Raw genomic sequence first — 16,173 nt, 5'->3', positions numbered from 1 at the left:
AGGGGGATATGTCCCTGCGTAATGCTCTGCTTCTTTCGGCCATTGGCCTGGCCTGGACCCTTCCCGCCCTTGGGCAGGGATGCCAGCACGACATGCAGTGCAAGGGCGACCGCATCTGCAACATGGGCACCTGCATGGCGCCCGACGCGGATGGCCCCGATGCCCCGGGGCCGGCATCCTCGTCAAGCAAGTCGATGCCGACGATCAAGCTGTCACCGCAGCCATCGAACCCGCCATCGGTACAGCCGTCCTCGCAACCGCAGCCGCCTTCACAACCCTCGCCGCAGTCGCCGCCCTCGCAGGGACAACCGCAGTCGCAACACGTCAGCGTGCCCCGCAACTGCTGTACCGTGGCGGGCAAGTTGCGCCTGGCACCGCCGCAGTCCGGCGATGCACCGCTGGTGGCCGGCGATGCCTGCCAGGGGCTGACCACCACCGGCAAACCCGTGCCGGGCACGGCCTGCAACTGAATCGGGGATTGCCCGCTCAGGCGGCGGGCAGCGATGCAACGATGGCCTGCCGCAGCCACCGGTGCGCGGGGTCGCGATGCAGGCGCTCGTGCCAGAGCATCGACATCTCGTAGCCGGGAACGTCGACGGGTGCGTCCACCACTTGCAGCGCCGGGTTGTCGACCACCAGCCGCGCGGGCAGCATCGCCACCAGATCGGTGCTGCCCACCACCGCGGCCACGTACAGGAAATGCGGCACGGACAGCGCCACGCGGCGCGACAGCCCCGCCGCCGCCAGCGCCTCGTCGGTGACGCCGAAGAAGCCGCCGCCGTCGGGCGACACGATCACGTGCTCCAGCGCGCAGAACTGCGCCAGCGTGGGCTTGCGCTTCAGGTGCGGATGCCCGGCGCGCCCCACCAGCACGTAACGCTCGGTGAACAACGGCAGCCGATGCAGCGATACCGGCGAACCTTCGGTGGTATGGAATGCCAGGTCGATATCGCCACGCTCGGCCAGACGCACGAGGTTGGCGGGCACCATCTCCACCACGGCCACCCGGGTGCCGGGCGCGGCTTGCCGCAGGCTGGACAGCGCCGGCAGCAACACCGTCGATTCGCTGTAGTCGGTGGCCGCGATGCGCCAGGTGTTGGTGGCCACGGCCGGTTCGAACGGGTGTTCGGGCGACACGGCCAGTTCCAGCGCGGCCAGCGCCTCGCGCAGCGGCGTCCGCAGCGATTCGGCACGCGCGGTGGGCCGCATGCCGCGCGGCCCCGGCAACAGCAAGGGATCGTCGAATATCTCGCGCAGCCGGGCCAGATGCACGCTGACCGATGGCTGCGAATAGTGCAGGCGCTCCGCGGCGCGGGTGACGTTGTGCTCCGACAGCAGCACATCCAGCGTGACAAGCAGGTTCAGGTCGAGGCGGCGCAGATTCGTCATGGCGGATGACGGCATAGAAACGGTTAATGGCTGTAATTTTGGATATTCATTTCTAATATACCCAAGCCGCACCTATCCTGCCTTCACCGACTGATCAATGGAAGGCTGTCATGAACGTACTGATTGTTTACGCCCACCCCGAGCCCACGTCGCTGAACGGGTCGCTGCGGGATTTCGCGGTGCAACGGCTGGAGGCCGCCGGGCATCAGGTGCAGGTTTCGGATCTCTATGCCATGCAGTGGAAGGCACCGCTCGATGCCGGGGACACGCTGGAGCGGCGTCCCGGCGGCGCGCCCTTCCACCCGTCGCTCGATTCGCGCCACGCCTTCGAGAACGGCGTGCAGAGCCCCGATATCGCCGCGGAGCAGGAAAAGCTGCGCTGGGCGGATGCCGTGATCCTGCAATTCCCGCTCTGGTGGTTCTCGATGCCGGCCATTCTCAAGGGCTGGGTCGAGCGTGTGTACGCCTACGGTTTTGCGTACGGCGTGGGCGAGCACTCGGACGCGCGCTGGGGCGACCGCTACGGCGAGGGCAACCTGGCCGGCAAGCGGGCAATGCTGATGGTGACCACGGGCGGCTGGGAATCGCACTATGGCCCGCGCGGCATCAACGGGCCGATGGACGACATCCTGTTCCCGATCCAGCACGGCATCCTGTACTACCCCGGCTTCGACGTGCTGCCGCCGTTCCTCGTCTATCGCACCAGCCGCATGGACGCAGCGCGCTTCCAGGCCACGACCGATGCGCTGGGCGAACGTCTGGACCAACTGTTCACGGCCACGCCCATCGCGTTTCGGCCGCAGAACAGCGGCGCCTACGAGATTCCGGCGCTGACGCTACGGCCCGATATCGCCCCGGGACAGACCGGCTATGCGGCACATGTGTCCGAAGCGGCCTTAGATGCTGAAATCGAGTGATAGCCCGGAGGCGGCCACGGGACTCACCGGTCCCGGGTGACGCTGACCCCGGCATCGACGGTGCCGTAGGCGGTCACGCTCGATTGCCGCCCGCCGGTATCGGACACGGTGGTGCACCCCTGGGTCGAAGCCAGAAGGAACAATATGCCGAAGGTGCTGAAGATGACGCGCATGGGCAGAGCCTGAATCGTTGCAATGCAGGCTTCGACGTCAGGGTGGGCCGTGAAGTTTCACGCTTCCCGGCCGGCCAGAGAGCCCTGACCGCTCAGGCCGCCTGCGCGCCGCGCGCTTCCCGGGCCGCCTGGCGGTAGTGCCGCGTATGACGATACAGGCCGTACAGGCTGGTGGCCGTGAAGCCAAGCTGCTGGACAAACAGTCCATAGGTGCCCGTGACCAGTGCAAAGGCGCTCCACACCAGGTTCGAGCACAGGTAGGCAATCCATCCCCAGCGCGATGCACGGTTGTGCAGCGCCACCAGGAACGACCCACTCATGGCCAGGGCGCACCCCGACCATTCAAGTCCAGTCAGCAATTGAGGAAGTTGAGTCGCAAGCTCCATGGGTTTGTCTCCGATTTGCGTTCATTTTTTGTATGCAAAACGGAGACTACCGGAAATGGGCCGGATCACGCAAGCGGTATGTCGGCGGGTCGGCAGGCGTGCTACGCGGCGGCCGGCCCATGCGGCGCTACAATGCGCGCACTTCACCACGGGAAACCGATCCATGCTGCCGGACAGCGAATCGCTACTCCTGCTCGTCACGCGCGAGATGCCCTTCGGCAAGCACAAGGGCACGCTGATCGCCGACCTGCCGGGCAACTACCTGAACTGGTTTGCGCGCGAGGGTTTTCCGCCCGGCGAGATCGGCCGGCTGCTGGCGCTGATGCACGAGCTTGACCACAACGGCCTCTCTGACCTGCTGAAGCCGCTGCGCGCCCGCGTGCCCGGCGGGGTGCGGAAATGAAGAAGGGCCAGCCGCGTGGCTGACCCTTTCCCCTCGATCGTCCCGGCAGCCCTTACTTGACGGCCTGGGCCGGCGTCGGCTGGTTGGCGGTGCCCGGCGGGATCTGGTAGCTCCAGGTCTCGCTGAGCGGCTTGCCGTTGGCCACCAGGGCCTCACGCATTTCCACCACCTTGTTCGGATCCTTGACCTTGATGCGCAGCGTCACACGATAGCCCTTGGTCACCGGATTCGGCTGCAGCACGTTTTCGATGACCTCGGCGTTGTCGCCCACGCTGAACTGCGCCTGCACCGGCGTATTCGCCGGCAGCGAGGCCAGCGGGCCGCCCTCGAAGTCGATCACGAAGCCCAGGCTGCCGTCCAGATGACGGATCAGGTTCTTCTGCGTGATCTCGCCGGCCGTGCGCAGCGTCTGCTTGGCCCACGCCAGATCCTTGGCGAACACGCCACGCTCGTCCATGGTCCAGTGAATCGTGTAGTCGGCCTTGATCGGCGTGCCCTTGGGCGGCAGCTGGTCGGGCGTCCAGAACGACACGATGTTGTCGTTGGTTTCGTCCGGCGTGGGAATTTCCACCAGTTCCACCTTGCCGCGCCCCCAGTCGCCCTGCGGTTCGATCCAGGCGCTGGGGCGCAGGTCGTAGCGGTCCTTCAGATCTTCATACGACGCGAAGTCGCGGCCGCGCTGCATCAGGCCGAAGCCGCGCGGATTGTTCACCTGGAACATGCTCAGCGCCACGTACTTCGGGTTGTTCAGCGGGCGCCAGAGCCATTCGCCGTCGCCGGTATGAATCGCCAGGCCGTTCGAGTCATGCAGCGCCGGGCGGAAATTGTTGGCATCGCGCATCTGCTGCGGGCCGAACAGGAACATGCTGGTCAGCGGCGCAATGCCCACCTTCTTGACCGCGCCGCGCATGAACACGCGCGCCTGCACCTTCAGCACCGCATCGGCATCGGGCTGCAGCTCGAAGCGATAGGCGCCGGTGGCGTTCTGCGAATCCAGCAGCGCGTAGAACACCAGGCGCTTGTCCTCGGGCTTCGGGCGCTCGATCCAGAACTCGCGGAAGGCCGGGAATTCCTCGGGCTCCGACAGGCCAGTGTTGATTGCCAGCCCGCGCGCGGACAGCCCATAGACCTGCCCCTTGCCGATCACGCGGAAATAGCTGGCGCCCAGCACGCTCATCACTTCGTCGAGCTTGTCGGCACGGTTGATCGGGTACAGCACGCGAAAGCCCGCGTACCCAAGCTTGTTGGTGGCGGCCTTGTCGAGCTTCAGATCGCCGAAGTCAAAGCGGCTGGGTTCGTACTTGATCTCGTGGATGCGGCTGTCGACAATCTCGCTGATCCGCACCGGCGTGCTGAAATGCATGCCCTGGTGGTAGAAACCGAGCTTGAACGGCGTGCCCTGGCCCTTCCACTCCACGTTGTCCATCTTCGGCTGGATCTTGATGTAGTCGCCGAACTGCATCTGCGCGAAGACGGGCGGAAGGTTGCTGACCGGCGCCGCATAAGGCTGGTCGGCGAGTTTCTTCGCGCGGGCGGTCACGTCGTCGAGCGAAAACGCGTGGGCCTGCGCGGCGCCAAGCGTGCACGCAGCGAGAGCGGCGCCCGGCAAGACAAGTTGCAACCTGTTACGAAACGACGCGACGGAACGGGCGACGAAAGCGGCAAACACCAATCAACCTCCTGGATTTACATCGGAAAAGCCACACAGCGGCCACAAACCGACCATTTTAGGCACAGTAAGGCTGTAAACTTGCGGCGCAGTTCAGAAAAATAACCGATTTCTCCTGACGCGCCTGTCAGACACGTGGCGACAGCCGGCGAAGCGCCCTTCCCGCATCATGCAGGGCGATGATCCCGGCAGTGCGTCCGCCAGTCCGCCCATCAGAGACGACGAATAATGCGAATGCTTTCCACGCTGGCCGTTGCCGCCAGCCTTGCCTGCGCGCCCTTGTTTGCCGGCGCCGCACCTGCCGACACCAGCGCCCCGGCGGCCGTCAATACCGCCCCTGCCACCGACCGGCAGGCGTTCGTCGACAGCCTGATCGGCCGGATGACGCTCGACGAGAAAATCGGCCAGCTGCGCCTGATCAGCATCGGGCCCGAGATGCCCGCACCGAAGCTGATGGAGGAGATCACGGCCGGCCGGGTGGGCGGCACGTTCAACTCCGTCACGCGCAAGGACAACCGCCCGCTGCAGGAAGCGGCCATGCGCAGCCGCATGAAGATTCCGATCTTCTTTGCCTACGACGTGGTGCACGGCCACCGCACCGTGTTCCCGATCAGCCTGGGGCTGGCATCGAGCTGGGACATGGGCGTGGTGGAAAAGGCCGCGCGGATTTCCGGGCTGGAGGCCGCATCGGACAGCCTGGACGCCACCTTCGCGCCGATGGTCGACATCTCGCGCGACCCGCGCTGGGGCCGCACGTCGGAAGGCTTCGGCGAAGACCCGTTCCTGGTGTCGCAATGCGCGCGCGCCAGTGTGAAGGGTTTCCAGGGGACGTCGCCGGCCAACCCGGACAGCGTGATGGCGTTCGTCAAGCATTTTGCGCTGTACGGCGCCGTGGAAGGCGGTCGCGACTACAACACCGTCGATATGAGCCCGCAGCGCATGTACAACGACTACCTGCCGCCCTACCGCGCCGGTCTGGACGCAGGCGCCGGCGGCGTGATGATCGCGCTGAACTCGGTCAACGGCCAGCCGGCCACGTCAAACAAATGGCTGCTGCGTGACCTGCTGCGCAAGGAATGGGGTTTCAAGGGCGTGACCGTCAGCGACCACGGCGCCATCGACGAACTGCTGCGCCACGGCGTGGCCAGCACGGGCCGCGACGCCGCCCGGCTTGCCATCGAGGCCGGCGTGGACATGAGCATGGCCGATACGCGCTACCTGGAACAGCTGCCCACGCTGGTCAAGTCCGGCGCGGTGCCGGTGTCGCTGATCGATGAAGCGGTACGCGAAGTGCTGACCGCCAAGTACGACATGGGCCTGTTCCAGGACCCGTTCCGCCGTATCGGCCGCGCCGCCGACGATCCGCCCGATGTCAATGCCGAAAGCCGTCTGCACCGCGCCGAGGCGCGCGAGGCGGCCCGCAAGTCGATGGTGCTGCTGGAAAACCGCAATCGCACGCTGCCGCTGAAGAAGGCCGGCACGGTGGCCGTGATCGGTCCGCTGGCCGATTCGCAGATCGACATGATGGGAAGCTGGTCGGCCGCCGGCGTGGACAAGCAGTCGGTCACGCTGCTGCAGGGCATGCGCGATGCACTGGCCGGCAAGGGCCAGGTGACATACGCGCGCGGCGCCAATATCACCGACGACCAGCGCGTGGTGGGTTACCTGAACTTCCTGAACTGGGACAACCCCGAGGTGGTGCAGGACAAGCGCGCGGACGGCGACATGATCGAGGAGGCCGTGCGCGTGGCGCGCGGCGCGGACGCGGTGGTGGTGGCCGTGGGCGAGACGCGGGGCATGTCGCACGAGGCATCGAGCCGGTCGAGCCTGGGCCTGCCCGGCAACCAGCTGGCGCTGCTCAAGGCGCTCAAGAGCACCGGCAAGCCGCTGGTGCTGGTGCTGATGAACGGGCGCCCGCTGACGATCCACTGGGAAAAGGAGAACGCCGACGCCATTCTGGAAGCCTGGTATCCCGGCACCGAAGGCGGCCATGCCATCGCCGACCTGCTGTTCGGCGACGCCAATCCGTCGGGCAAGCTGCCGGTCACGTTCCCGCGCTCGCTGGGCCAGATTCCCACCTACTACAACGCGCTGCGGATCGGCCGGCCGTTCACGCCCGGCAAGGCGCCGAACTACACCTCACAGTACTTTGAGGAGGAATACGGCCCGCTCTACCCGTTCGGCTACGGCCTGAGCTACACCACGTTCAGCATGTCCGACGTGCGGCTGTCGGGCACGAAACTGGCGCGCAATGGTCAGCTTACGGCCAGCGTGACCGTGAAGAACACCGGCGACCGTGCCGGCGAAGCCGTCGCGCAGCTGTATCTGCAGGACGTGATGGCATCGACCGTGCGGCCGGTCAAGGAGCTGAAGGACTTCCGCAAAGTGATGCTGGCACCGGGCGAATCGCACGTGATCGATTTCACGATCGGCGAAGACCAGCTCAAGTTCTACAACGCCAGGCTGGAATACGTGGCCGAACCGGGCGAGTTCAACGTGCAGGTGGGTTTTGACTCGGCTGCCGTCAAGGAAGCGAAGTTCACGCTCGAATGATCGATATCCACGCCCCGGCCCCGCACCGGATCGGGGCGTCCGACATCATCGGCAGGAACGCTCAGCGGTTGCCGTCCAGCAGGTCGTTGAGCACTTCGTCGAACGCCGCCTGGGCGTCTTCCAGCGACTGCAGCGCGGCATCGAAAGTCTGCAAGGCGATCTTCGACGGCTTGCCGCCGCCTTGCGGCGGATACTGGCTTTGCAGCGCGGTGAAGGCCACCTGCACCTGGCGCGTGGCATTGACCACGCGCTCCATTGCCTGCGCCTCCTCGGCGCGCTTCTGTTCGTCACTCATGCAACAGCCCCTTGTGGCCTTGATGTCGATATGCGGCATATCGTACAAGAACTTGCGGGCACCCTGCCGGGTCCAACGCCGCATTGCCAGAAATTCGGGTAGGCTGAACGGGACATTACAGTCCGTGACCCCGTCCGTCACCGCCCGCCGTCACCGTTCAACGCCCCCATGTCATCGTCGTTATTGCGCAGGACACTGGCCGCCACCCTTGTGACGGCCGGCGGCTTTGCCTGCTATTGGACCTATCTCACCGTCAACCAGGAGCGGCTGTTGTTCGACGCGCGCCGGCGCCCGCCGCGCGACCTGCCCGACGGCATCGACGCCTATTCGCATCCGGTGCCGGGCGGCCTGTTCCGGGGCTACACCTACCATGCCGACCACGAGGGCGTGCGCGACCTGCTGTTCTACCTGCCCGGGCGCGGCGAGGACGTCCTGGAAACGCTGCAGTTCATGAAATGGCTGCCCGCCGGCATGGGCTTTGCCACGTTCGACTACCGTGGGCTGGGCCACTCGGACGGCATGCCGTCCGAGGCCGCCGCCGTGGCCGATGCGAGCCAGTTCCTCCTGCATATCCGCCGCGCCTTTCCAGGTGTGCGCGTGCATGTGGTGGGCCGCTCGCTGGGGACCGGGGTGGCGATCCAGCTGGCCGACCTGCAGGATTTCGAGAGCCTGCAGCTGATCACCCCCTACGATTCGCTGCTGGAGATCGTACGCAAACGCTTTCCGCTGGTGCCGCTGCGGCAGCTGATGCGCCACCACTTCGATTCCATCTCCCACTGCAAGAAGGTCGTGCAGAGCACCAAGGTGCTGCTTGCCGAACGGGACGATGTCGTGCCGCACGCGTGCTCCGAACGGCTGATGGCCGCCTGGCCGGGACCGGTGGCGGTGCAGACCATTGCCGGGGCGGACCACTACACCATCGTCGAGTTGCCCGAAACCTGGCTCGCGCTTTGCGAATTCGCCCAGCAGGTGCCGCATCAACCACCTCCGCCGGTCCAGGGGCCCCGGCGCGCGGCCAAGGCGCCGCCTGCCGATATAACCGAAGCCGGTGTGCCGTTGCCGCTTTCCGCAGCGCGGTAGAATGCGCGCCATGAAAAAAATCGTAGTCAAGGCTGCGGCCGTGACCGCAGGCCTGGCCGCAGCCGGTGTGCTGCTGGCCGGTTTTGCCGCTGTGGTCAGCCTGCGGCAATTGCCGTCCGTCGACGCACTGCGCGACTATCGCCCCCAGGTGCCGCTGCGTGTCTTCACCCGTGACGACGTGCAGATCGGCGAATTCGGCACGGAACATCGTGAGTTCATCCCGATCGACCGCATGCCGAAGCTGATGTCCGATGCGCTGCTGGCGGCCGAGGACGACCAGTTCTACAGCCATGTGGGCGTGGACGTGCCAGGCCTGGTACGCGCCGCGCTGGCCAATATCGGCGAGGGCTACGCCCAGGGCGCTTCCACCATCACGATGCAGGTGGCCCGCAACTTCTACCTGTCGCGCGGAAAGACGCTGTCGCGCAAGTGGTATGAAATCCTGCTGGCTTTCGAGATCGACCGGTCGCTGCCCAAGGAACGCATCCTCGAGCTCTATATGAACCAGGTGTACCTGGGCGAGCACGCCTACGGCTTCGGCAGCGCGGCGCAGACCTACTTCGGCAAGCCCCTGGCGCAACTGTCGCTGGCCGAGACGGCCATGCTGGCCGGCCTGCCCAAGGCGCCCTCGACGATGAATCCGGTGGTCAACCTGCCCCGCGCCAAGCGCCGCCAGGAATACGTGCTCGGCCGCATGCTGGCGCTTGGCATGATCACGCAGGACCAGTATCGCGAGGCGCGCAATGCACAGATCGTGGTCAGTCACGATGCCAATGGCCGCTTCGACGGGCACGCCGAATACGTGGCCGAACTGGCGCGCCAGCTGGCGCATGACCGTTTCGGCGACGAGGCCTACACGCGCGGCATCAACGTCTACACCACGGTGTCGTCGATGCACCAGACGCTGGCGTATGACGCCGTGCAGGCCGGCATCGAGCGTTACGGCAAGCGGCATGGCGCGGCAAAGGCCGCCACGGCGCTGCCCCAGGCGGCGCTGATCTCGCTGGACGCCCGCACCGGCGCCATCGAGGCCATGGTCGGCGGCAGCAACTTCGACACGAACCGCTACAACCACGCCACGCAGGCGCAGCGCCAGCCGGGCTCGACCTTCAAGCCGTTCATCTATTCGGCGGCGCTGGAGCGCGGCATCTCGCCGGGCACGTTGATCAACGACGCGCCGCTCGACAACTCGCCGCGCTGGCAGCCGGGCAACGATGACGGCCGCTTTGTCGGCCCGATCACGGTCCGCCAGGCACTGGCCGAATCGCGCAACCTGCCGGCCATCCGCACGCTGCAGGCCATCGGCATTCCGTATGCGATCGACTTCGCCGGCAAGTTCGGCTTCGCCACCAAGCGCCTGCCCCCGTATCTGCCGATGGCGCTGGGCACGGGCACCACGTCGCCGCTGCGGCTGGCGGCCGCCTACGGCGTGTTCGCCAACCAGGGCCACCGCATCGAGCCGTACCTGATCGAGAAAATCACCGACGGGGACGGCAACGTGCTGTTTGCCGCCGATACGAGCGAGCCACCGCGCGTGATCTCGGAGCGCAATGCCTTTGTCATGAACAGCCTGCTGCAAAGCGTGGTGGACGAAGGCACGGGCGCCGCCGTCAAACGCTACCTGCGCCGCGACGACGTCGCCGGCAAGACCGGCACCACGAACGATTCGGTGGACGGCTGGTTCGCGGGTTACGGCGGGCAGGTAGTCACCGTGGCCTGGATGGGCTTTGACGACAACCGCACGCTGGGCCGCCACGAGTTCGGCGCAACCACGGCACTGCCGATCTGGGCCGCCTATATGGAAGGTCGCCTGGCGGGCGTGCCCGACGCCGGCTTCGCAACGCCGGCGCAGCTGGCCCAGTTCAACAACGACTGGGCCTATGCCGAGAACGCCGACGGCACCCACGGCCTGGCGTCGCTGGGCTTCCCGCCGCCACCTGCCGTACCGGACCTGCCCGCCGATGGCAGTGCACCCGGCGCGCCCGGTGCGCCCATGGCCCCTTCCCCGACGCCCGCCGCGCTGAACATGCCGGCGCCGGCCAGCACGCCGCGCGCCAGCGGCGCCGCCCTTTGATGCCGACCATGCCCGTCTACGCCACGCCGCTGATCTGGGCCGTCGCCACGCTGGCCACCCTGGGGGTCCTGTTCCGCCCGTTCCGGCTGCCGGAGCCATTCTGGGCCATGGCCGGCGCGCTGGTGCTTTGCTTGGCTGGCCTGCTGCCCTGGCGCGACGCGCTGGAAGCGGTGGCACGCGGCAACGACGTCTACCTGTTCCTGGCGGGGATGATGCTGATCTCGGAACTGGCGCGCAAGACCGGGCTGTTCGATCATGTGGCCGCCCTGGCCGTGCGCAGCGCCCGAGGGTCGGCGCGGCGCCTGTTCGTGCTGGTCTACGGCTTTGGCATCGCCGTGACCGCCTTCATGTCGAACGATGCCACGGCGGTGGTGCTCACACCGGCCGTGCTGGCCGCCACGCGCGCGGCACGTGTACGGCACCCTCTGCCCTACCTCTACGCCTGCGCGTTCATCGCCAACGCGGCCAGCTTCGTGCTGCCGATCTCGAACCCGGCCAACCTCGTGCTGTTCGGCGAACGCATGCCGCCGCTGCTGGGCTGGCTGGCGCGATTCTCTCTGCCCTCGGCCGTGGCCATTGTCATGACGTTCGCGGCCCTGTACTGGACCCAGCGCGAGGCGCTGGCCGAGCGCATTGCCGACGACGTGGAAACGCCGCCGCTGACGCTGCAGGCATGGCTGACCACCGCAGGCATCGTCCTGACCGGCGCGGCGCTGCTGACGGCGTCCCTGCGTGGCATGGACCTGGGCTGGCCCACGTTCATCGGCGGCGCCGCGACGCTGCTGGCCGTCTGCGCCACGCAGCCGCGCCTGCTGCGCCCGTCGCTGGCCGAGGTGTCGTGGGGCGTGCTGCCGATGGTGGCGGGGCTGTTCGTGCTGGTGGCCGGCCTGTCGCAGACCGGCCTCACCGCGCAGTTGGCCGACTGGGTGCGCGAACTGTCCTTGCGCCAGGGCACCGATGCCGTGGTCGGCGCCGGGATGGCAGGCGCCGCGGTGGGCATCGTCAGCAATATCGTCAACAACCTGCCGGCCGGGCTGTTTGCCGCCTCGGCGCTGGCGGCCGGCCACGCCTCCGAGACAGTGACGGCGGCCGTGCTGATTGGCGTGGACCTGGGGCCGAACCTGTCGGTAACCGGATCGCTGGCCACGCTGCTGTGGCTGACCGCCCTGCGCCGGGAGGGCCATGCCGTCAGTGCTGGCACATTCCTTAAAACAGGGGCGATCGTGATGCCGCTGGCCCTGCTGCCGGCGCTTGCCGTCCTGCGCTGAGTCGGCGCCGTCCGTTTTCGCTTATAGTGAAGCACCGCGCACCGCGCCCCTTTTCCGCCGATCTCCAGCGCCGCAAATGTCACACAAGGATCACCCCGACGGGGCCAGGCACACTGCCAATACACCGGTTTCCGACCGGATCCGGGCCCGTATCACCGAGGCCGGCGAACGTTTTCATGCCAATGACAACATCGCGCGCTTTCTTGAGCACGGCGAACTCGATGCCCTGCAGGCCGAGGTCGAAGCCCGCATGGAAGAGGTGCTGCGCACGCTGGTGATCGATGTCGACCAGGATCACAACACCCGCGAGACGGCCCGGCGCGTCGCCAAGATGTACCTGAAGGAGATCTTTGCCGGACGGTACGCCAAGGCCCCCGAAGTCACGGAATTCCCCAACGTCGAGCAGCTGAACGAGTTGATGATCGTCGGCCCGATCCGGGTGCGGAGTGCCTGCTCACATCACCTGTGCCCGATTATCGGCAGCCTTTGGGTTGGGGTCATGCCGAACCGGCACTCGAATCTGATCGGCCTGTCCAAGTACGCCCGCCTGGCCGAATGGATCATGTGCCGCCCGCAGATCCAGGAAGAGGCCGTGGCGCAGGTGGCGGACCTGCTCCAGGAAAAAATGAATCCCGATGGCCTGGCCATCGTGATGGAAGCCGAGCATTTCTGCATGCACTGGCGCGGGGTGCGCGACACCGACGCCAAGATGACCAACAGCGTGATGCGCGGCTCGTTCCTGAAGGACGACAAGCTGCGCCGCGAATTCCTGACGCTACTGAACCTGAACCGCCGCTGATCCGCCCCGCCACTGCAGGAGGCCACCATGCTAGTTCGTCTGCTCTACGCCAGCCGCGCCAGGGAACCACTGGCTGCCGATGTGCTCGATGCCATCCTCGAAACCAGTCTGGCGCACAACCCCCGCCACGGCATTACCGGCGTGCTGTGCCACAGCAACAGCATTTTCCTGCAGGCGCTGGAGGGCAGCCGCGAGGCCGTATCCCGGCTTTACCTCAATATCGGTCAGGACAAGCGCCATCACGACGTGGTCCTGCTGCACTTCGAGGAAATCGCCGAGCGGGCATTTTCCGGCTGGGCGATGGGGCGCGTGAATGCCGGCAAGATCAACGCCGCGACGCTGCTCAAGTTTTCGGCACAGGGCGAACTTGACCCATACCGCATGCCAGGCACGGCATCGCTGGCCTTGCTCAAGGAACTGATTGCCGGCGCCTCCATCATCGGACGCAGTCCGGATCGCGGACGAAACTGAGCCTGGCGCCTGGCGCCGAATGGGCGTCGCAAGGTGCAGATGGGCTCAGGCCGACAATTGTCCGAACAGCCCGCACTCCAGGTCGCTTTCCAGTTCTTCCACCCATGACGTGCCCGGCCCCGCGTCGTAGACGCTTTCGGCGCCGGTGGCCTGCCTTCGCACCGTCACCTGGCGTGCCGCCGTGCCGTTGACATCGGAAATGTGGAATTCCTCCACGGCGAGACCGACCTGTCTGAACACGGCCTCGACGTCCTGCCGTTCCTGAGGGGGAAACTGGTCGAATTGACGCATCGTCATGGCACACCTCCACGCGGGCATCTAGCGCGCGGCCATAGCATGCCACTTTTCAGTGCTCGACGTGATGCAGTGCGAAAGACCACGCGCCGCTCGAATGTATTGAATCGCCAGCGTCACATTGCATGGCCACTGCTAGGCGCACCGCGCGGCCGGTGGTCAATGCGGCTCCTCCGGCTTGCTCCGGCTCGCTGCGGCTCGATGCGGCTCGATGCGGCTCATCACAACGTTACGACTTCCCTTGGACCTTCCACAGGGTCTGCCTGTGTCCCACATGCATCTTAAAAATACGCCGCGGGAAATAGCGGTTCGACTAAAAATCGATTTTACTTTCCGCCATCAGAATCGTCCGTTTGGCTCAGATATTTCTGCACACGCTCCTTTGCAAAATTTCCTGATTTTTCAATGAAAAGTGATGGACCGTAATCGCGTGGACTCGTAGTGTCGATCTTCTTATCTCCATCCCTATGGAAACGACAATGCGGAAGAAGATCACACACGAGACGGAAGACGAGCAACGGCGTCAGACCATCTTCCATACTGCCCAGGCACAAGCGAACGCCCTGCATGGCATGTACCGGGACACGCTTGCCACCTTCACCGCCACGCCTTCGGCCGTTCCCGTCCCGCGGGCCGCGCGCGCGATATTCTGGCTGGGCCGGCTCAGGCAATGGCGTGCGATCGATCTGGACAATGGCGACACCTGCGCCACGCCGAACTGGTTGTCACTGCAGCTGGGCGTTGTGGAATCGCTGTCCGGCACGCACGCGCTGGCCCTGCACAAGGAGCAATGGAGCGGCCCCACACGCCGACAGACCTACGAGCGCGACATGTCGCAGCAGATCGCCATGCTGCTTGCGCTCGACTGGAAGGAGCTTGGCACCTTCTGCCTCGACGCCTGGTTCGGCATCGACAGCGACCTCGCGGCACTGCACCCGATGAATGGCATGACCGGGATGATCGTGAACGTCGCGGGGCAGGCGCTGGGCGTCAGTGTTCCGCAAACCGTCTTCCACAAGAGCGATGCGCTGCTGGCCCGCATCGTCGAACAGTGGCAGGCCGACGACGAGACTTTCATGCCGCTGGCGTTCGAGCTTGCCGACCGTCACCTCATGCAATGCCGGCTGGATACCGATCACTCGCTATTTGATTTTGATCATCCGGTCGAGCAGACGATTCCTGTCGAACTTCTCATGCTGATGCGCTTGCGCGGATCGGACCAGCTTCCCGAATACCTGACGAAACATGCGGCGCTGTCGCACCCCGCGGCCATGCTGATGAAAGGTGGGCCGCCGGTCCAGTCCCAACGCTGCGCAGGCTTCATCGAACGCGTCAGCAGGCTCCTGCCGCAGTACCGGGCATTCACCGACGCCATCGAGAGGCAGGTAAAAATCCTGCCAGAGATGCGTTCGTAATGGCCATGCCAACAATCTAGTTGAATGGCTATTTCTTGATCGATCCGCAAACGCCAAAATGCGACCGATCCGATGCATGGTTCGACGAACTGGTACATCGTCCATGCATGGCCAACGCGGCCTGCAAACGCCGCGTTATTGCCCTCCATCCTGTCATCCAATGCCGAAATCTGGCGAGAATTTTCTATGTAATTGAAATCTGACAATACGCAATTCGTCTTGTCATAGAAATGTGATTTTCGGGAACGGATGGAGTATTTTTCCTATGCTTGAAAAAGCACCAAAACGAGTCGCGATTCCTACTGGACGCGTCATCTGTCTGCGAAAAGGACTTTGAGGCATGCCTGCAAAAACCATTCGGGTCGCTCTGGCTGACGACCATCCCCTTGTCGTCACCGCCCTGCGCGACTGCCTGCAGCGGACACCGGGCTTCCAGGTCAAGTGTGAATGCACGAACGGCAGCGAGCTGGTCGGCGCCCTTGCCCAGAACCCGGTGGATGTCGCCGTCACCGACTTCAGCATGGGGCATGGCGATACGTCACTAGATGGCTTCAACCTGCTGCGCAGGCTGGGGCGCCTCTATCCGGAAACGCGCATTGTCATTGTCAGTGCGCAGACAAACCCGGGTGTCGTCATGCGCGCCATGAAGCTCGGCGCCCGCGCGTTCGTCAGCAAGGAAGACGAGCTCGACGAGATCGTCCGTGCCTGCATCCATGTGACCGTCAGCAACGGCAATTTCTATTCTCCCTCTATCCGCGCCGTGCTGGACAGCGTTGCCTCGGCCGCGCCCGCCACAGAACTGACACTGCGCGAACTCGAAGTGGTGCGGCTGTATGCCCAGGGATTCCAGCTCAACGAGATTGCCAGCAAGCTGGGCCGGTCGGTCAGCACGATTTCCAGCCAGAAGACCGTGGCCATGCGCAAGCTCAACGTCCAGACCAACACGGATCTGATTCGCTATGCCTACGAGAACGGGCTGATCTGAAC

The 16,173-nt window shown here is 65.3% G+C and carries 17 protein-coding genes; 11 read left to right on the top strand and 6 right to left on the bottom strand.

The annotated features are described in order from the left end of the window. Nucleotides 1-8 precede the first annotated feature (8 nt). Nucleotides 9-470 carry a hypothetical protein gene (locus BLQ58_RS24470; protein ID WP_092602779.1) on the top strand — a complete coding sequence of 154 codons (462 nt, stop codon included), beginning with the start codon at nucleotides 9-11 and terminating at the stop codon, nucleotides 468-470. Nucleotides 471-486: 16 nt separating this feature from the next. Here BLQ58_RS24470 and BLQ58_RS24465 read toward each other — a convergent pair whose 3' ends face one another. Further along, nucleotides 487-1,389, bottom strand: coding sequence for a LysR family transcriptional regulator (locus BLQ58_RS24465; protein ID WP_092602777.1), 903 nt, complete (start codon nucleotides 1,387-1,389; stop codon nucleotides 487-489). Between the two features lie 110 nt (nucleotides 1,390-1,499). On the opposite strand from BLQ58_RS24465, the gene BLQ58_RS24460 reads away from it, so the two are divergent. Continuing rightward, nucleotides 1,500-2,306 carry an NAD(P)H-dependent oxidoreductase gene (locus BLQ58_RS24460; RefSeq protein ID WP_092602719.1) on the top strand — a complete coding sequence of 269 codons (807 nt, stop codon included), beginning with the start codon at nucleotides 1,500-1,502 and terminating at the stop codon, nucleotides 2,304-2,306. A 23-nt stretch (nucleotides 2,307-2,329) separates the two neighbouring features. Here BLQ58_RS24460 and BLQ58_RS29235 read toward each other — a convergent pair whose 3' ends face one another. Both BLQ58_RS29235 and BLQ58_RS24455 read right to left on the bottom strand, forming a co-directional pair. Continuing rightward, nucleotides 2,330-2,479, bottom strand: a complete 150-nt coding sequence (locus tag BLQ58_RS29235) for a hypothetical protein (protein ID WP_175459994.1) — start codon at nucleotides 2,477-2,479, stop codon at nucleotides 2,330-2,332. A 92-nt stretch (nucleotides 2,480-2,571) separates the two neighbouring features. Further along, on the bottom strand, nucleotides 2,572-2,865 hold the full coding sequence (locus tag BLQ58_RS24455) for a nicotinamide mononucleotide transporter (RefSeq protein WP_092602717.1): 294 nt from the start codon (nucleotides 2,863-2,865) through the stop codon (nucleotides 2,572-2,574). Nucleotides 2,866-3,028: 163 nt separating this feature from the next. Between BLQ58_RS24455 and BLQ58_RS24450 the strand changes: the two genes are divergently transcribed. Further along, entirely contained in the window at nucleotides 3,029-3,268 is a 240-nt protein-coding gene (locus tag BLQ58_RS24450; protein ID WP_092602715.1) for a DUF3820 family protein, read from the top strand. A 52-nt stretch (nucleotides 3,269-3,320) separates the two neighbouring features. On the opposite strand, the gene BLQ58_RS24445 is transcribed toward BLQ58_RS24450, so the two are convergent. Then, nucleotides 3,321-4,877 carry a glucan biosynthesis protein G gene (locus BLQ58_RS24445; protein ID WP_092602713.1) on the bottom strand — a complete coding sequence of 519 codons (1,557 nt, stop codon included), beginning with the start codon at nucleotides 4,875-4,877 and terminating at the stop codon, nucleotides 3,321-3,323. Between the two features lie 294 nt (nucleotides 4,878-5,171). Here BLQ58_RS24445 and bglX point away from each other — a divergent pair, with 294 nt between their 5' ends. Further along, nucleotides 5,172-7,490 (top strand): beta-glucosidase BglX, encoded by a 2,319-nt coding sequence (bglX, locus tag BLQ58_RS24440; protein WP_092602711.1) that lies wholly within the window; start codon nucleotides 5,172-5,174, stop codon nucleotides 7,488-7,490. Between the two features lie 61 nt (nucleotides 7,491-7,551). Here bglX and BLQ58_RS24435 read toward each other — a convergent pair whose 3' ends face one another. Further along, the gene (locus tag BLQ58_RS24435; protein ID WP_092602775.1) at nucleotides 7,552-7,785 is read right to left on the bottom strand and encodes a hypothetical protein; all 234 of its coding nucleotides are present in this window, start codon (nucleotides 7,783-7,785) and stop codon (nucleotides 7,552-7,554) included. 168 nt (nucleotides 7,786-7,953) lie between these two features. Between BLQ58_RS24435 and BLQ58_RS24430 the strand changes: the two genes are divergently transcribed. The 5 genes from BLQ58_RS24430 to BLQ58_RS24410 all read left to right on the top strand — a co-directional run bounded on the left by BLQ58_RS24430 (nucleotide 7,954) and on the right by BLQ58_RS24410 (nucleotide 13,477). Further along, nucleotides 7,954-8,865 carry an alpha/beta hydrolase gene (locus tag BLQ58_RS24430; RefSeq protein ID WP_092602709.1) on the top strand — a complete coding sequence of 304 codons (912 nt, stop codon included), beginning with the start codon at nucleotides 7,954-7,956 and terminating at the stop codon, nucleotides 8,863-8,865. A gap of 1 nt (nucleotide 8,866) precedes the next feature. Next, a complete protein-coding gene (locus BLQ58_RS24425) occupies nucleotides 8,867-10,939 on the top strand; it encodes a penicillin-binding protein 1A (protein WP_092602707.1) in 2,073 nt (690 codons plus the stop codon). An 8-nt stretch (nucleotides 10,940-10,947) separates the two neighbouring features. Then, complete coding sequence (locus tag BLQ58_RS24420; RefSeq protein WP_092602773.1) at nucleotides 10,948-12,207, top strand: arsenic transporter; 1,260 nt, start codon at nucleotides 10,948-10,950, stop codon at nucleotides 12,205-12,207. A 76-nt stretch (nucleotides 12,208-12,283) separates the two neighbouring features. Next, nucleotides 12,284-13,006, top strand: coding sequence for a GTP cyclohydrolase I (gene folE, locus BLQ58_RS24415; RefSeq protein WP_092602705.1), 723 nt, complete (start codon nucleotides 12,284-12,286; stop codon nucleotides 13,004-13,006). 27 nt (nucleotides 13,007-13,033) lie between these two features. Continuing rightward, nucleotides 13,034-13,477, top strand: a complete 444-nt coding sequence (locus BLQ58_RS24410) for a BLUF domain-containing protein (protein ID WP_092602703.1) — start codon at nucleotides 13,034-13,036, stop codon at nucleotides 13,475-13,477. Nucleotides 13,478-13,522: 45 nt separating this feature from the next. Here BLQ58_RS24410 and BLQ58_RS24405 read toward each other — a convergent pair whose 3' ends face one another. Next, nucleotides 13,523-13,774 (bottom strand): hypothetical protein, encoded by a 252-nt coding sequence (locus BLQ58_RS24405; protein ID WP_092602701.1) that lies wholly within the window; start codon nucleotides 13,772-13,774, stop codon nucleotides 13,523-13,525. 476 nt (nucleotides 13,775-14,250) lie between these two features. Here BLQ58_RS24405 and BLQ58_RS24400 point away from each other — a divergent pair, with 476 nt between their 5' ends. After that, nucleotides 14,251-15,186, top strand: coding sequence for a hypothetical protein (locus BLQ58_RS24400; RefSeq protein ID WP_254776116.1), 936 nt, complete (start codon nucleotides 14,251-14,253; stop codon nucleotides 15,184-15,186). A gap of 340 nt (nucleotides 15,187-15,526) precedes the next feature. Next, the gene (locus tag BLQ58_RS24395) at nucleotides 15,527-16,171 is read left to right on the top strand and encodes a response regulator (protein WP_092602699.1); all 645 of its coding nucleotides are present in this window, start codon (nucleotides 15,527-15,529) and stop codon (nucleotides 16,169-16,171) included. Nucleotides 16,172-16,173: the final 2 nt, after the last annotated feature.

Origin of the sequence: Ralstonia sp. 25mfcol4.1, assembly GCF_900104095.1 — a bacterium.
Lineage (GTDB): Bacteria > Pseudomonadota > Gammaproteobacteria > Burkholderiales > Burkholderiaceae > Cupriavidus.
Note: the sequence above shows the minus strand (reverse complement) of the source record. Positions and strands in the feature narration are given on the sequence as shown.

What these genes read in the sequence shown, in the direction of transcription:
- BLQ58_RS24470 (WP_092602779.1), top strand. Translation starts at nt 9, where the DNA reads ATGTCCCTGCGTAATGCTCTGCTTCTTTCGGCCATTGGCCTGGCCTGG.
- BLQ58_RS24465 (WP_092602777.1), bottom strand. Translation starts at nt 1,389, where the DNA reads ATGACGAATCTGCGCCGCCTCGACCTGAACCTGCTTGTCACGCTGGAT.
- BLQ58_RS24460 (WP_092602719.1), top strand. Translation starts at nt 1,500, where the DNA reads ATGAACGTACTGATTGTTTACGCCCACCCCGAGCCCACGTCGCTGAAC.
- BLQ58_RS29235 (WP_175459994.1), bottom strand. Translation starts at nt 2,479, where the DNA reads ATGCGCGTCATCTTCAGCACCTTCGGCATATTGTTCCTTCTGGCTTCG.
- BLQ58_RS24455 (WP_092602717.1), bottom strand. Translation starts at nt 2,865, where the DNA reads ATGGAGCTTGCGACTCAACTTCCTCAATTGCTGACTGGACTTGAATGG.
- BLQ58_RS24450 (WP_092602715.1), top strand. Translation starts at nt 3,029, where the DNA reads ATGCTGCCGGACAGCGAATCGCTACTCCTGCTCGTCACGCGCGAGATG.
- bglX (WP_092602711.1), top strand. Translation starts at nt 5,172, where the DNA reads ATGCTTTCCACGCTGGCCGTTGCCGCCAGCCTTGCCTGCGCGCCCTTG.
- BLQ58_RS24435 (WP_092602775.1), bottom strand. Translation starts at nt 7,785, where the DNA reads ATGAGTGACGAACAGAAGCGCGCCGAGGAGGCGCAGGCAATGGAGCGC.
- BLQ58_RS24430 (WP_092602709.1), top strand. Translation starts at nt 7,954, where the DNA reads ATGTCATCGTCGTTATTGCGCAGGACACTGGCCGCCACCCTTGTGACG.
- BLQ58_RS24425 (WP_092602707.1), top strand. Translation starts at nt 8,867, where the DNA reads ATGCGCGCCATGAAAAAAATCGTAGTCAAGGCTGCGGCCGTGACCGCA.
- BLQ58_RS24420 (WP_092602773.1), top strand. Translation starts at nt 10,948, where the DNA reads ATGCCCGTCTACGCCACGCCGCTGATCTGGGCCGTCGCCACGCTGGCC.
- folE (WP_092602705.1), top strand. Translation starts at nt 12,284, where the DNA reads ATGTCACACAAGGATCACCCCGACGGGGCCAGGCACACTGCCAATACA.
- BLQ58_RS24410 (WP_092602703.1), top strand. Translation starts at nt 13,034, where the DNA reads ATGCTAGTTCGTCTGCTCTACGCCAGCCGCGCCAGGGAACCACTGGCT.
- BLQ58_RS24405 (WP_092602701.1), bottom strand. Translation starts at nt 13,774, where the DNA reads ATGACGATGCGTCAATTCGACCAGTTTCCCCCTCAGGAACGGCAGGAC.
- BLQ58_RS24400 (WP_254776116.1), top strand. Translation starts at nt 14,251, where the DNA reads ATGCGGAAGAAGATCACACACGAGACGGAAGACGAGCAACGGCGTCAG.
- BLQ58_RS24395 (WP_092602699.1), top strand. Translation starts at nt 15,527, where the DNA reads ATGCCTGCAAAAACCATTCGGGTCGCTCTGGCTGACGACCATCCCCTT.